Annotated in this window: 15 protein-coding genes; 7 read left to right on the forward strand and 8 right to left on the reverse strand. The window is 61.6% G+C overall.

Annotated elements, in window-relative coordinates; all coding sequences use genetic code 11:
* Both AC1DM5_RS04035 and AC1DM5_RS04040 read right to left on the reverse strand, forming a co-directional pair.
* Positions 1-471 carry a cupin domain-containing protein gene (locus AC1DM5_RS04035; RefSeq protein ID WP_477821049.1) on the reverse strand — a complete coding sequence of 157 codons (471 nt, stop codon included), beginning with the start codon at positions 469-471 and terminating at the stop codon, positions 1-3.
* A gap of 74 nt (positions 472-545) precedes the next feature.
* A complete protein-coding gene (locus tag AC1DM5_RS04040) occupies positions 546-1,904 on the reverse strand; it encodes a M24 family metallopeptidase (protein WP_477821048.1) in 1,359 nt (452 codons plus the stop codon).
* A gap of 148 nt (positions 1,905-2,052) precedes the next feature.
* Between AC1DM5_RS04040 and AC1DM5_RS04045 the strand changes: the two genes are divergently transcribed.
* A complete protein-coding gene (locus AC1DM5_RS04045; protein WP_477821047.1) occupies positions 2,053-3,057 on the forward strand; it encodes a LacI family DNA-binding transcriptional regulator in 1,005 nt (334 codons plus the stop codon).
* A gap of 37 nt (positions 3,058-3,094) precedes the next feature.
* Here the strand turns inward: AC1DM5_RS04045 and AC1DM5_RS04050 are convergent, their stop codons facing one another.
* The 5 genes from AC1DM5_RS04050 to AC1DM5_RS04070 are packed head-to-tail and all read right to left on the reverse strand — an operon-like array spanning position 3,095 to position 6,913.
* Positions 3,095-3,886, reverse strand: a complete 792-nt coding sequence (locus tag AC1DM5_RS04050; protein ID WP_477974640.1) for a transporter substrate-binding domain-containing protein — start codon at positions 3,884-3,886, stop codon at positions 3,095-3,097.
* Positions 3,887-3,908: 22 nt separating this feature from the next.
* Positions 3,909-4,826 carry a glycosylasparaginase gene (locus AC1DM5_RS04055; RefSeq protein WP_477823605.1) on the reverse strand — a complete coding sequence of 306 codons (918 nt, stop codon included), beginning with the start codon at positions 4,824-4,826 and terminating at the stop codon, positions 3,909-3,911.
* 8 nt (positions 4,827-4,834) lie between these two features.
* Complete coding sequence (locus AC1DM5_RS04060; protein WP_477823604.1) at positions 4,835-5,569, reverse strand: amino acid ABC transporter ATP-binding protein; 735 nt, start codon at positions 5,567-5,569, stop codon at positions 4,835-4,837.
* A gap of 1 nt (position 5,570) precedes the next feature.
* Positions 5,571-6,242 carry an amino acid ABC transporter permease gene (locus AC1DM5_RS04065; protein WP_477823603.1) on the reverse strand — a complete coding sequence of 224 codons (672 nt, stop codon included), beginning with the start codon at positions 6,240-6,242 and terminating at the stop codon, positions 5,571-5,573.
* A complete protein-coding gene (locus AC1DM5_RS04070) occupies positions 6,242-6,913 on the reverse strand; it encodes an amino acid ABC transporter permease (RefSeq protein WP_477823602.1) in 672 nt (223 codons plus the stop codon). Before AC1DM5_RS04070 ends, AC1DM5_RS04065 begins: the two co-directional genes overlap by 1 nt.
* A gap of 230 nt (positions 6,914-7,143) precedes the next feature.
* Between AC1DM5_RS04070 and AC1DM5_RS04075 the strand changes: the two genes are divergently transcribed.
* The 6 genes from AC1DM5_RS04075 to AC1DM5_RS04100 are packed head-to-tail and all read left to right on the forward strand — an operon-like array spanning position 7,144 to position 12,769.
* Positions 7,144-7,674, forward strand: a complete 531-nt coding sequence (locus AC1DM5_RS04075) for a carboxymuconolactone decarboxylase family protein (protein ID WP_477823601.1) — start codon at positions 7,144-7,146, stop codon at positions 7,672-7,674.
* A gap of 29 nt (positions 7,675-7,703) precedes the next feature.
* Positions 7,704-9,290 (forward strand): ABC transporter substrate-binding protein, encoded by a 1,587-nt coding sequence (locus tag AC1DM5_RS04080; RefSeq protein ID WP_477823600.1) that lies wholly within the window; start codon positions 7,704-7,706, stop codon positions 9,288-9,290.
* Positions 9,291-10,373 carry an ABC transporter permease gene (locus tag AC1DM5_RS04085; RefSeq protein ID WP_477823599.1) on the forward strand — a complete coding sequence of 361 codons (1,083 nt, stop codon included), beginning with the start codon at positions 9,291-9,293 and terminating at the stop codon, positions 10,371-10,373.
* Entirely contained in the window at positions 10,370-11,227 is an 858-nt protein-coding gene (locus AC1DM5_RS04090; RefSeq protein WP_477823598.1) for an ABC transporter permease, read from the forward strand. The genes AC1DM5_RS04085 and AC1DM5_RS04090 overlap by 4 nt, the downstream gene beginning before the upstream one ends.
* Positions 11,220-12,044, forward strand: coding sequence for an ATP-binding cassette domain-containing protein (locus tag AC1DM5_RS04095; protein ID WP_477823597.1), 825 nt, complete (start codon positions 11,220-11,222; stop codon positions 12,042-12,044). The genes AC1DM5_RS04090 and AC1DM5_RS04095 overlap by 8 nt, the downstream gene beginning before the upstream one ends.
* Positions 12,041-12,769 (forward strand): ABC transporter ATP-binding protein, encoded by a 729-nt coding sequence (locus AC1DM5_RS04100; RefSeq protein WP_477823596.1) that lies wholly within the window; start codon positions 12,041-12,043, stop codon positions 12,767-12,769. Before AC1DM5_RS04095 ends, AC1DM5_RS04100 begins: the two co-directional genes overlap by 4 nt.
* Here AC1DM5_RS04100 and AC1DM5_RS04105 read toward each other — a convergent pair whose 3' ends face one another.
* Positions 12,770-14,872, reverse strand: coding sequence for a beta-galactosidase (locus AC1DM5_RS04105; RefSeq protein ID WP_477823595.1), 2,103 nt, complete (start codon positions 14,870-14,872; stop codon positions 12,770-12,772). It lies immediately after the preceding gene.
* Positions 14,873-14,925 lie beyond the last annotated feature (53 nt).

Below are 14,925 nucleotides of genomic sequence, written 5' to 3' on the forward strand. Positions count from 1 at the left end.
CTAGTGGTGGTGGATCGGGTCGATCCACGGCACGTCCTCGGGCTTTTCGACCGGTTCGATGTCGAGGTTGACGACCACCGGTTCCTGGCCCGAGCGCACGACCACGCATTCCAGCGTCTCGTCACGGTTGGCATTGATTTCCTGATGCGGCACGAAAGGCGGCACGTAGATGAAATCGCCGGGGCCGGCTTCTGCAGTGAATTCGAGGTTTTCGCCCCAGCGCATGCGGGCTTTGCCTTTCACCACATAGATGATGCTTTCGAGATCGCCGTGATGATGGGCGCCGGTCTTGGCATTAGCATGGATCGTCACTGTGCCGGCCCAGATCTTTTCGGCCCCGGCGCGCGCATTGTTGATAGCGGTCGCGCGGTTCATGCCCGGCGTCTGCGCCGTATTCGGATCGAGTGCATTGCCGGGAATAACCTTCACGCCATGTTCGCGCCAGTCGATATGCTTGTGATCGTCGCTCATGCCGCTCCTCCTGCTTTCAAGCTGAATTTAGGTAAGGTCGGATCGACAGCCAAGGGCCGTCGATCCTTTACGCGCTATTCGCGGATCAGCACATGGTTCGCTTTCAGCCAGAAGGGTGGCAGGTAGAGCGGCGTGTCCGACTGGGGCAGGATACTGTCTTTCAGGGCGACGCCGAGCTTATCCGCCATGAAGGCGCGGCGAGCGGTAATGCGGGCGTGCATCTCAGGGTACTTCGTGCGGATCGCCTCTCTCAGCTTTGCATCTGCAAAGGCGATCGTATCCTCGCAGTTCAACGCCCAGCCGGCTGGCATGGGCACGGGGATGACGTCGACCTGGAAGGGCATGCCTGAACGCAGGCGTTCGGTGGAGCCTGGGCGTACGGGTGAATGCAGCCATTCCTCGTGGCTGCCGAGATGGCCGGGGTTAAGCGCCGAGTTCAGGCCTGCGGATTTCAGTTTCTCGGTGACTGATGTGAAGAGATCGCCGCCGGTCGTGCCGATATCGGCCGTCTCGTACCAGGTGATCAGCGCTTCGAAATAGGCCTTGGCGGGTTTCAGGAAGGCGTCGTCATGGTCGGTCAGCAGGCCGGCGCGGGAGGAGAGGGCGCCCCAATAACCAAGGGCAGTCGTCACGCCGTCACCCTTCTTCACACGCCGTGCCGTCGGGCTGCGCAGGCCGACGATGGCCTCGCCGGAACTGACAGAGGCGAACATCGTGTGCAGGTTCAGCGGGTCGCCTTCATAGCCCAGTCTTCCGAGTGCCTCGAACTCGCTGTCGCCTTCGCGAACACCTGAGACGACACGCCAGAGAGCGCGTGAGCAGCGGGCCGAAGCCCACTCGAAGGCGGCGAGCTGGTCGACATCGACGACGGCACGCAAGCCGGTCTCCGGATGCATGAGAACGGTGGTCGCATCGGTGATCTTGCCGGCCAAGCGGCGCAGCGCAGAGACAACGAAGTCGGGCACGAAGAAGCAGTTTGCGTGATCCTCATCCTCCTCGGCCGAAAGATACTTCCAGCCGACGAGGCCGATGCTGTCAGCCTTGCCGATGCCGGCGTCGCGCAGACGGTCGGAGAGGCGGGGGTTCTGGCTGCGGTCCTGGCCCATGAGGCTGAAGGTCTGGGCTCGCAGCACCTCGATGCCAGGCAGACGGGCGAGCACCGTGTAGCTCTCGGATTCATTGCCCGTGATGATCACCCGCTTTCCCTTGGGGCCGAGCAACAGCAGGGCCTCTTCGAAGCGTGGCTCGAAGCCGGAGAGGAACATGATGTTGCCGAAGTGCTCGCGGTCGGCATAGACCACCAGCCACTCGGTGCCAGCAGCTTTTAGCGCGGCATCGGCGCGGGCGGCGTAGGTCTCCGCCGGGATCTGTGGCTGCTCGGCGCCGACAGGGCCGAAATCGGGCAGGGTTATGGGTGAAAGGGTGATTGCCATACAGTTCCTCCATTCAAGCTGGCATTGAGGCGAAAAGGGCTGGTGGCACCGGTTTCAGTGCCACGAAAGTGGATGATTGCAAGTTTCCGATAGCGAAGATGCGCTTCTGTGCGCTATCACGCCATGACAGGTTGGAAAGCGCTCGAATATGACTCACAACAATGGCCGCGATGCCGCCCCGACGATTGCCGATGTTGCAAAGCTCGCCGGGGTATCGCGTGCGGTTGCCAGCCGAGCACTCTCCAATGAGCCGCGCCCGGTCTCGGCCGACAAGCGCGAACGGGTCGTCGAGGCCGCCGCCCAGCTTGGCTATAAGCCAAACCTTCTGGCGCAAAGCCTGACGACCAAGACGGTCAACCTCGTCGCCGTCGTCGTCAACCATATCCACGACCTTTCGGATCTCGATCTTTTCGACCGGCTGCTCGATCAGATTCAGTCGATCGGCAAGCAGGTCATCATGATCCGCATCGGTTCTGTCGCCCGCGTCGAGGAATTCCTGCGCAACGGCGTCGCCTATCATGTCGATGCGGCACTGGTCTTTTCGGATTTTGCGGATGCGCCCACGGTCCGGCGCATGTTCCGCTCCGATCTCGTCGTCATGCTGAACGGTCTTCATGACGATCTTTCGCCCGTCGTTATTCCCGATGAAGGCAGCGGCATTGCCGAAGCCGTCGCTGATGCCGCCAAGAAGGGCGTGAAGCGTGCGGGGCTCGTTACCGGCCGTTCCTCTTCGCCGATGGAACAGGCGCGCATCGCTTTCTACAGGCAGGCCTTCGCGGAGAATGGCATAGAGCTGGTGCGCACGGTGCAAGGCGACTATTCCTATGAGAGCGGGCATGCGGCTGCGGCAGACCTGACTGGTCAGGATTGCCCGGATGCAATCTTCTGCACGTCGGATGCGATGGCCATGGGCATTCTCGATGTCTGCCGGGCCGATTTTCCCGGCAGCCGGCCGACACGTTTCCGGCTTTACGGCTTCGACAATCTGTCGCTCACCGATTTCGATGCCTATCCGATCTCCTCGATCGGCTATGACAAGGGCGTCTATGTCGAGCAGATGGTGGATTTCATCGCCAATCCCGGCGACTTCCATCCCGGTCAGCCACCGGTCATCGTGCCGACGACCTTTTTTCCGCGCCTGACCTCCCAATAGCAAGCAGGCCGCCCGAAGGCGGCCTGTCATGATCATATTACCACTGTGGATTCAGAGCCGGCGGGTTGGCTTCAGCGCCCCACCACTTCTTGTAATTGGCTTCATAGGCGCCCGACTGAATGTAGTCGGAAACGAACATGTCGAGCCAGCGGACGAATTCCGGATCGCCCTTGGCAACGGCGATGCCGATCGGGTCGTTGGAATAGAGGCCGGCAAGGGTGACCAGCGTCGGGTTCTTGGTGGCGAGGTAGTCGAGCAACGAGGAGTCTTCGATCGCCGCATCGACACGCTTCTGCTGAAGCTGCAGAACGCCGTCAGGCGCGAACTGGTCGACATAGACGAGCTGGGCATCCGGCACGGCCGTCTTCAGGAAAGTTTCGCCGGTCGTGCCGCGGCCGACAACGACCTTCTTGCCAGCGAGATCCTTCAGCTCCTTGATGCCGGAGTCCTTCTGGACGATGACGCGCAGGCCGGCGCGGTTATAGGGGATCGAAAAATTGACGACCTTGGCGCGCTCGAGCGTAGCCGAGGTGTTGGCGATCGCGACGTCGATCTGGCCGGAGACCAGCATGGAGATGCGGGCGTCGCCCGAGACGTCGGTGAATTCGACCGGTACGCCGAGCTTTTCGGCGAGGCGGTTGGCAACGTCGACGTCATAACCGACCGGGTTGTTCTGCGCGTCGCGGAAGCCGATCGGCTCACCGCCGAGCGATACGCCGATGCGAACGACGCCGCGCGAGCGGATGTCGTCGATCATGCCGGCAAAGGACGGAAGCGCAGAGCCGGCAACGACGGCCAGCGCGGCAATGGCTGTGAGAATGCGTTTCATGGTTCCATTTCCCTCTTCTTGATTATGCCAGTTTCGCTGCCCGGAGTTCCGGTTCGGGCATCGAGTCCTCCCAGAGCCAGTAGCGGATTTCGCCCTCGCATCTGAAATTCACGACCTCATGGTTCCCCTTGGCATCGACGGCGTGGATGACCACGCCGGCCAGGAAACCGGAGGAAAGTTCGTTGAGCTCCTCGACGGCCAGCTTGACGGCGTCGGAAAGCGAATAGCCGAATTTGAGCGCCAGGACGACGGTGCGCGCAGTCGAGCAGCGCATGGTCATTTCGCCGGTATGGGTGCAGGCGGCCGCGCCGTAACGGCTGTCGGCATAGAAGCCTGCGCCGGGAATGGGACTGTCGCCGAGGCGGCCCGGATATTTCCAGGCCCAGCCCGACGTCGACGTCGCAGCGTGGATGCCGCGCGTCGGGTCGGCGGACAGGAAGACTGTCGTGTCGCGCACGCGCTCGGGATCGGTGATGGCGCGGCTCAGCGGCGCCAGCGGGATATTGGGGAATTTCGCCAACTCTTCCGGCGAAAGTTCCTTTTCCAGCCGTTCCCACCAGACGCGCTTGCTGTCTTCGAAGAGGACGTTGTCTTCGGAGAAACCGATTTCACTGGCAAAGCGTCGCGCGCCGTCGCCAGTCAGCATCACATGCGGCAGGCGCTTCATGACTTCATGGGCGAGGCGGGCGACGGGCAGCGTGTTCGGCACGGCGCCGACGGTGCCGACGTCGCGGGTATTGCCATCCATGACGGCGGCGTCGAGTTCCATGTTGCCGAGCATGTTCGGCCAGCCGCCGTAACCGACGCTGCGCACCTGGACTTCGCTTTCAACCTTGCTGATGCCGGCAACCATGGCGTCAAGGCTGATGGCGCCTTCACGCAGCATCTGCACTGTCGTCGGGAAACCGGGCCAGGCTTCTTTATTGGCCAAGAGCAGCATGAATACCTCTAATCTTTGCGCATTTTTGACAGGAACTGGGCGATACGCTGATGCGCCATGCCGCCCTCGGCGGCGAAGAAATCCGCAGTTGGCAGATCGACAAGCAGCTTGCCCTTGTCGAGGAAGACGATGCGGTTGGAAATCTGCCGCGCGAATTCGATTTCGTGGGTGACGAAGAGCATGGTCGTGCCCTCGGTCGCGAGCTTGGCGAGGATCGCAAGGACTTCCGATGTCATTTCCGGGTCGAGCGCGCTGGTGACTTCGTCAAGCAGCAGATAACGCGGCTGCACGGCAAGCGCCCGGCAGATGCCGACGCGCTGACGCTGGCCGCCCGAGAGCTGCGCGGGATAGGCTTCCGCGCGATCGCCAAGGCCAACGGACTGCAGCAGGGCGCGGGCGCTAGCTTCGGCTTCTGCACGCGGCTTCTTCAGCACTTCGATCAGCGCCAGCGTGATATTTCCGAGGACCGTCATGTGGGGGTAGAGGTTGAAGAGCTGGAAGACGGTGCCGGAGCGCTTGCGGGCTTCCGCCAACTCCTTCGGCTTGCTGACGTCGAAATCATCGACGGTGATGCTGCCACCGTTCAATTTTTCCAGGCCGTTGATGCAGCGGATCAGCGTCGACTTGCCGGAGCCGGAAGAGCCGAGGATGGAGACGACCTCGCCGGGATTGATGGTGAGATTGACGCCATCGAGAACGGTGACCGGACCGAAGGCCTTCTTTACGTTTTCTACTTTGAGCATATCAGAGCCCTCTCCAGGCGGCATGCGCCCTGAGGCGGTTTTCGAAGCGGGCGCCGAGCCATGCGAGCAGCTTGGCGCAGACGTAATAGAGCAGGCCGACCACTGTCCAGACGACGAAGGGCTTCAGCGTGCGCAGGTTCAAGATGTTGCCGATCTTGGTGAGATCGACGACACCGATGACCGAGATCAGCGAGGTGACCTGCAGCTGGTTGACAAGCAGTGCCGTCAGCGGGCCGATGGCGAAGGCCATTGCCTGGGGCGCCACGACATGGCGCAACACCTGCCAGCGGGTGAGGCCGAAGACGCGGGCGGCCTCGATCTGGTCGCGACCGATGGATTCGATTGCCGAGACCGCGATGACATAGACAAAGGCCGCCGAATTGGCCGAGAGCGTGATCATCGCAGCCGTCGTCGGCGTGATGCGAATATGGAAGAGGCCGGGCAGGCCGAAGAAGACGAGGAAGAGCTGCACCAGAACAGGTGAGTTCTTCAGGAGTTCGGCAAAGAAGGTGATGATCCGCGTCAACACCGGCACGCGATAGAAGCGGCAGACGGCCCAGAGCGTGCCAATCAGCAGGCCGATCAGCGAAGTCGAGAAGAACAGACCGAGGCTGACGCCGAGGCCCTGCAGCAGCAGCCAGATGTCGAATGGTGTGAAATCGGAAAAACGCATCAGGCTACGGCCTCCATCATGTCGCGGTTCAGGCGGCGGTGGAGGAGGGCGATGCCGAGCGAGACGAGATAGGTCAGGACGGCATAGACGACCAGCAGCACGACATAGACTTCGAAGGGCCGGTAAGTCTGCGAGACGACGATCTGTGCCGAGCCGGTCAATTCGTTCAGCGTAATGGTCGAGAGGATCGAGGAGGTCAGGACCATGTTGATCAGCACCGAGCCAAGCGGGCGAACCGAGGTTCTGAGCGCGATCGGCAGCACGATCTTGGTGAAGATGACCCGGCGCGACAGGCCGCTCACTTCCGCTGCTTCGATGATGCCGGGGTCGATCGCCAGGATGCCGGCGCGGATCACGTCAGACGCATAGGCGCCGCCGGCAATCGAAAGTGCCGCAACACCCGTCGTGAAGGCATCGATATAGATGCCGATCTCCGGCAGGCCGTAATAGAAGAAGAACAGCTGCACGATGAAGGGCACGTTGCGGAAGACATCGACGTAGACGAAGGAGATCCTGCGCAGAACTGATGACGACGAGGTGCGCGCAATGGCGACGAAAGCGCCCATGATGACGCTGCCGATCAGCGCCAGGGCACAGGCCTCTGCCGTCAGCAGCGCGCCTTGCGCGAGAAAGCCCAGATGGGGCAAGAGGATCGAAAGGTCGAACCGCACGATCACTCCCTTATGTACGATTGAAACCGGTTTCATCGTGTCGTTTGTGGGCGCTGATGTCAATAACGCCTAATACGAAATGCTGATATATCTGTGACGAAAAGTTCGTTTTTGCCGGTAACGTTCCGCGGAATATTTTTCGTCAAAAGGCGAGAAAGCTGGATGAATATGGACTGCACAATATCTCGCCACCTCGTTAGCCTTTATCGCACAAAGAAAGAGCAATCCGCATGAGCCAGCTTCCCCATATCGATTACGACACCGCTTCCGAAGAGATTCGCGCAGCGCATGACGAGGAAGTGCGGGTTCGCGGCAACATGACCAATATGAAGCGGACCTTGCTGCATTCGCCGCAGGCACACCGCATCTATGCCGAATGGTTCACGCTCAGGGCTGAGCTCAATCCCGCCATCAGCGACCGTGAAATCTGGATCTTCTCGCATTCGATTTCCAAGGCGTTGAAGTCCGACATTGCCATCACCTTCTTTCGCCGGGCGCTGATCAAGAACGGGTTCAACCCTGATGCCCTGGAGTTGAGCGAGGCCGAATCTCTGCTTAAACGTTTTGGCACGGCTGTTGTCGCCGATTCCAATGCCGTTCCTGCCGATATCTGGGCCGAGTTGAAGGCGCGCTACGACACCAAGGTGCTCGTCGATCTCGTCGCCTTTGCCGGCATCATGATTGCCACTGCCGTTTACATCAATGTTGTCGAGGTCGATTTCGATCCCGAGCTTGAGGCTTTTGCCGAAGGCGCCAACTGACATTTTTCATCACCCGAGGGGAGTTTTCCATGTCCATCATTACCAGCCGCGCCAAGCTGCTCGGCACTGTCTTCAGCTTGGCACTGGCATTCAGCGCGCCGGTCGTTCACGCCGAAACGCCGCCGAACGTGCTCGTCGTTGCACAGTCGATCGACGATGCCGTCAGCTTCGACCCGGCCGAAGGCTTCGAGCTGACGACTGTCCAGTCCTTCAACAATATCTACCAGCGCCTCGTGCAGTCCAACCGCGATGACGGCACGAAGATCGAAGCCGCACTTGCCGCTACCTGGGAAGCCGGCAGCGATGGCAAGAGCCTGACATTCGCGCTTTCCGACGCCAAGTTCGCGTCCGGCAATCCGGTTCGCCCTGAGGACGTGATTTTCTCGCTGACGCGCGCCGTGAAGCTCAACAAGTCGCCAGCCTTCATCCTCAACGAACTCGGCTGGAAGGCCGACAATGTCGATGCCGCCATCACCAAGGTTGACGACAAACATGTCAAGCTCACCTGGACGGCCGATGTCGGCTCCGGCTTCGCACTCTCGATCCTGACGGCGCCGATCGCCTCTGTTGTCGATGAGCAGACGGTTTCGCCGCAGGCCAAGGACAATGATTTCGGCAATGGTTGGCTGAAGACCAATTCGGCCGGCAGCGGCGCTTACACGATCGCCACCTACACGCCGCATGAGGCGCTGGTGCTGCAAGCCAATGCCAATTCCTCCGACAAGCCGACGCTCGAAAGCGTCATCATCCGCAATGTGCCTGACGTCGGCGCCCGTCGCCTGCTCGTCGAGCAGGGCGATGCCGATATCGCCCGTGGCCTCTCTGCCGACCAGATCGAAGCGCTGAAGGACAAGAGCGGCATCAAGGTTCTCTCCGTTCCCTCGGCCCGTCAGGACTATATCCTGCTGAACAGCAAGGCGAACCCGACGCTCGGCAACCCGGCTTTCTGGGAAGCGGCGCGTTATCTCGTCGATTATGACGGCATCACCAAGAACCTGCTGCGCGGCCAGAGCAGCGTTCACCAGGCCTTCTTGCCGAACGGTTTCCCCGGCGCGCTCAGCGACACGCCCTTCAAGCTCGATGTCGAGAAGGCGAAGAAGATCCTCGCCGATGGCGGTATCAAGACGCCGTTCAAGATCGAATTCATCGTCTTCAACGACCAGCCGTTCCTGTCGGTCGCCCAGTCGCTGCAGTCCACCTTCGCTCAGGCCGGCATCACGCTCGACATCCAGCCGGGTGTTGCGAGCGACATCTATGCCCGCGGCCGCGCCGGCAAGTTCGAGATGACGCTGCGCTACTGGATCCCGGATTATTTCGACGCCCATTCCAATGCCAGCGCCTTTGCGATCAACAAGGACAATTCGGCCAATACAGTTGCCAAGCAGGCTGGCTGGGTGATCCCGGAACTGACCGACGAAACGCTTGCTGCGGTGAAGGAACAGGACGCCGCCAAGCGCGCTGGGCTCTATCAGGACCTACAGAAGAAGATCCAGGCAAGCTCGCCCTTCGTTTTCATGCTTCAAGGCAATGACCAGGTCGTGCTAAGCGACAAGGTGAAGAACTATGCCCAGGGCCTGAACGCAGACCAGGTCTATTACGACAAGGTAGCAAAATAAGTGCCGCAAACGGCAACGACTGATAATGCCGACATGACCAACTCCCGCCAGCGCAACAGCTGGCGGGAGTTGTCGTTCGTCTGGCCGCTTTCGAAATGGCTATGGTCCTTTGTGCTGACGCTCTTCGGGCTGGCGCTGGTGACCTTTGCGATGACGCGGCTTTCCCCTATCGATCCGGCGCTGCAGCTCGTCGGCGATCATGCCAGCCAATCGACCTATGAACAGGCGCGGCTCGAGCTTGGGCTGGACCAGCCGCTGCCTGTGCAGTTTTTCCGTTATGTCGAGACGGCGCTGTCAGGAAATTTCGGCCAGTCGATCTCGACCGGTCAGCCGGTCGCGAAGGACATTGCCCGGACTTTTCCGGCAACGATCGAGCTTGCTACGGCTGCGATCATCCTCGGTGCGGTCATCGGTCTTGCGCTCGGCATAACCGCCGCCATGCGGCAGGGGACGTGGGTGGACGGGCTTGCCCGTTTCGTGTCTCTCTTCGGCTATTCCGTGCCGATCTTCTGGCTTGGCCTGTTGATGCTGCTGCTGTTCTATGCGCGGCTGCACTGGGCGCCGGGGCCGGGCAGGGCGGATGTCGTCTTTCAATATACGGTCAAATCCGTCACCGGCTTTGCGCTTGTTGATACCTGGATATCGGGCAAGGCGGGTGCCTTTCGCGACGCGCTGGCGCACCTGGCACTGCCGGCGATCGTGCTGGCCTTCCATGCGCTCGCCGCTATTTCGCGGCTGACGCGGGCCGCGATCCTTACCGAACTCGGGCAGGAATATGTGACGACGGCGCGCGCCAAAGGCGCGAGCCTCGGCCGCATCGTCTTCATCCATATCCTGCCGAATATTTCCGGGACGCTGCTCACTGTGATCGCCCTTTCCTATGCAAGCCTGCTGGAAGGCGCCGTGCTGACCGAGACCGTTTTTGCCTGGCCGGGTATCGGCCGCTATCTGACGACGGCAATGTTTGCCGGTGACATGCCGGCGATCCTCGGGGCGACGCTTGTCGTCGGTGCCTCCTTCGTGCTTCTCAATGCGCTGACCGATCTCGGCGTGGCACGGCTGGAAGCGGGGAGGAAGCGATGAGCGCGATCGTCCAGGCGCCGCTCGGCGGCCCATCCTTCCTGCGGCGTGTGCTGCGTTCGCCTTCGGCTGCGGTGGGCAGCGCGGTCGTGATCTTCATTCTGGTGCTTGCACTGCTGGCGCCGCTGATTGCGCCCTATGATCCTAACCTGCAGGAAACCGCCAATCGCCTGATGCCGCCTGATGCTGCGCATTGGTTTGGCACCGATGGTTTCGGCCGGGATATCCTTTCGCGCATCATCTATGGCGCGCGGCCGACGCTGCTGCTGGTGCTCGTCGTCGTGCTGCTGATGGCGCCGCTCGGAATTCTCGTCGGCATCCTCTCGGGCTTCTTCGGCGGCATCACCGAGCGCGTGCTGATGCGGATTACCGATATCGTCATGTCCTTTCCGCGGTTGCTGCTGGCCTTCGCCTTCGTCGCGATCATGGGGCCGGGGTTGATCAACGGTGCGCTGGCGCTGGCGCTGACGAGCTGGCCCGCCTACGCGCGGCAGGCCCGTGTCGAGACGGCGGCGCTGCGGCGCAGCGATTATCTGGCGGCAGCCGAAATGGTTGGTATCCGCGGCGTACGGTTGCTCTGGGGGCACATCCTGCCGCTGGTGCTGCCTTCGGCGATCATTCGTCTGGCGCTTGACCTCTCGGGCATTATCCTTGCTGCCGCAGGCCTCGGCTTCCTCGGCCTCGGTGTGCGTCCGCCGACGGCGGAATGGGGTTCGATGGTGTCGGAGGGAACGCAGGTAATCTTCGATCAATGGTGGGTGGCGGCGGTACCCGGCTTTGCCATCCTGATCACCTCCTTCGCCTTCAACCTGCTGGCCGATGGCCTGCGCGATATCCTGGATCCGCGCCATGACTGAGCCACTGCTTTCCGTCGAGGATCTGTCGATCGCCTTTCCATCCGAGGCCGGGCCGGTGCGCGTCGTCGATGGCATTTCCTTCTCGGTCGGTCGCGAGGTCGTGGCGCTGGTTGGTGAATCCGGCTCCGGCAAATCCTTGACGGGCCGCGCGATCATGGGGTTGTTGCCGCGCCGGGCGGAGGTGCGGGCAAAGCATCTCGCCTTCGACGGGCAGGAGCTGACGACGCTGCCTGCGTCTGGCTGGAACAGGCTGCGCGGCAGTGGTCTCGGGCTGATCCTGCAGGATCCGAAATATTCGCTGAACCCCGCCCATAAGGTCGGCCGGCAGGTGGAGGAGGCGCTGCTTCTGCACACGAAACTATCGTCTGCCGAACGGCGCGAGCGGGCGCTCGATATGCTGGACAAGGTCGGTTTGCCGGATCCGAAGCGCATCTATTCCAGCTATCCCGCTTCCCTTTCGGGCGGCATGGGGCAGCGCGTGATGATCGCGGCCATGCTGATCAACCGGCCGAAACTCTTGATCGCCGACGAGCCGACCTCGGCGCTCGACCGTGGCCTGCAGGACCAGATCCTGACGCTGCTGCGGTCGCTGACTGAAGAGCTTGGCATGGGACTGCTGCTCATCAGCCATGATCTGCAGCAGGTCTCGCGTTATGCCGATCGCGTCATGGTCACGCGGCATGGCAAGATCGAGGAACAGATGGCGTCGGCTGATCTTGCCAATGCCAGATCGGATTATACGCGGGCGCTCTGGGCGGCGCGACCTTCGGCGGCGACCTACGGGACACGGCTGCCGGTTTACGGAGACGAGGCATGAACGCGCTCTCCGTTTCCCATCTTTCCGTGACTTTTCAGAGCGGCGGCAAGGGTTTTATCGCCGTGCGTGGCGTCAGCTTCGAGGTTGCCCCGGGCGAGACGTTCGGGCTGATCGGTCCCTCCGGTTGCGGTAAGACGACGGCGCTGCGTGCTGTTGCCGGGCTGAACACCCATTGGCAGGGCTCCATCAGGGTCTTCGATGAGGCGCTGCAGCCGGGGCACAAGATCACCGGCGCGTTGCGATCCAATATCCAGATGGTGTTTCAGGATCCCTATTCCTCGCTGCATCCGCGCCACCGTATCGCCCATATTCTGGGCGAGCCGCTGGCGTTGCGTGGGGTGCGCAATGTCGAGGACGAGGTGCGCACCGCGCTCGATCAAGTCGGCCTGCCCGCTGCTGCCACCGGGCGTTATCCGCACCAGCTTTCCGGCGGCCAGCGGCAGCGTGTGGCGATTGCCCGCGCGCTGCTTTTGAAGCCGAAGCTGCTGCTGCTCGACGAGCCGACCTCGGCGCTGGATGTCTCGGTGCAGGCCGAAATCCTCAACCTGCTGAACGACCTGAAGGCCTCGCATGGCATGACCTTCGTGCTGGTCAGTCACGATCCCGGTGTTGTCGCGCATATGTGCGACCGGGCCGTGCTGATGCAGGCTGGTCGCATCGAAAGCGAACTCGACCGCGCCGCACTTTCGCAAGGCGGCTGGGTCGAGCAGCTTGCCGTTCGCTAGTTACGCGAGCGGCAGGATCAATACGTCGCGGGCCGGCACTTCGATGCGGCCAGCATCGTAGGCATGATTTACAGGCCACGCCGGCTTACCGCCAGACAGCTTTCCATCGGCAAGGCTGACCGTGGTCGTCTGCGACTTGCGCGTTGGATTGACCAGCCAGAGGAAGCTGCCCTTTTCGCCCTTGTGGATGCGGGCGAAGACCGCGTCATTGGAAAGTGTCACATGACGCGCCCTGCCGCTCCATTTCACCAGTTCGGCGAAGAAGGCGGCATTGGCCTTACCATCGGTGCGATAGAAAGCGACCGAAGGATTGGTGCCGATCAGCAGGGTGCGGCCCTTGCCGAAGCGATTTTCGACGACGGCCAGACGTCCGCCGTCGAACGTACCGCGGCCGGTGCCGCCGGTCAGGCGATAGGACTGCAGGAGGCCGCCGCCATCGACGGCGATATCATCGAATTTGAAGTGAATGCGGTTGCCGATATCGGGCATGAATTCCACTTCTTCCTCGCGCGCACCGAAGACCTCGTCGAGCCCCATATTCGGCTGTACCTGGCCGACATGGCCGCGGTCACCGAAATAGCCGGGGCAGGCTTCCGCAATCAGCGTGCCGCCCTTTTCAACCCAGGTCTTCAGGCGCGCTGCCTGCTCGGCGGTGAACATGATCGGGTAGGGGAAATAGAGGAAGTCGTAGGCGTCGATATCGTCGATATGCACCCAATCCGGCTGCAAGCCCTGACCGAGGAAGGCACGATAGGCGCCCCACATAGCCTCCGGATAGGGCTTTTCCTTGCGGTCGTAGTTCAGCAGGTAATCCCATTCCTGTGTTTCCGGAACGACAAGAATGCCGACTTCGCCGCGCACCGGCTTTGCGTCCCAGAGTGTCTTTTGCGCCGGATCGTTCGCCCATTTTGCCATGGCACTCTGCATGTCGGAGCGCGGCGTGCGGCTGCCGTCCATGCCATAGGCGCCGAAGGCGCCAAAGAGCGGGCCGTCGAGAAGCGGGCGCCAGCGCAGATTGAGGACGCCGCGGGCGCCGCCGGCAAAGGAGGTCATGCTCCAGATGCGGATATCCTCGGGCTCGGCGACACGGCCGTCTTCCTTGTCGCGGCCAATCACCTGCGGCTGCAGCCAGAGCGGGCCGCCCTGACGCTCGGCATGCCAGAAGGGCTTGCCACGGGCGGCGGCGCGATTGATGTCGACGCCATACCATGTCTTCCAGGGCTCGGTGCCCTTGCGCGCCTGGATCCAGGTGAAGCCATAGATTTCCACCTTGGAGGCGGCGAGCCAGTCGTCGCAGCCATTTGCCGCCATGTTGGGGATAGCGCCGGAAATGCCGTGCGCGGCAATGACATTCTTCTGGTCGACGGCGCGGATCGTATCGATACGCCACTGCATCTGGCCATAGAAGTTGTCGCGCTTGAACTGCAGCCAGTCGATGCATTCAGGATAGGGCGCCATGTGGACCGGTGGCTCGATATCGGCCCATTCGGCATAGCTGTAGCGATGCCATGCCTTGGCGAGCACGTTCAGGCTGCCGTATTTCTTCTCCAGCCATGTACGGAAGGCCGCCTTCGCATAGCTGCTGTAGTCGACATCGGCGGAATAGTTGACCTCGTTCCAGACGTCATAGCCGTAGATCGCCGGATGGTCCTTGTAGCGGGTGGCGAGTGCGGTCAGGAACTTGCCAGCGGCTTCCTTCACTTCCGGGCAGTTCAGCGTCAGCGCACCGGCGCCGCCGCCATTGTTGGAAAAGCCGCCGGTTGCGGCCGAGACGCCCATGTAGGAGCCGAGCCTGGTGCCGTCGGCATTGACCTGCAGCGCATCGGCATATTTGCGCACCGCCCAATCCGGCACCGCATGAATGAGTTCGGCAATGATCGTCTTGATGCCGTTCTTGGCGGCGAGATCGAGCTGGCGGTCATATTCTTCCCAGTCATAGACACCGGGGGCTACTTCGATCGCGCTCCACATGAACCAGTGGCGGAAGATGTTCATGCCATCTTCGCCTGCCGTCGTGTAGTCGCGTTCCCAATCATCGCGCGGCGGATTGGACTTGCGGAAATAGACGGCGCCGAAAGGGAATTGGATATCGTTTCTAAGCATTGTCCTGTCCTTCTCTGTCGATGTCCGGACATGGCTTCGCCGTCCGGAGAAAG

It is taken from the genome of Rhizobium sp. 01T437, assembly GCF_056398505.1.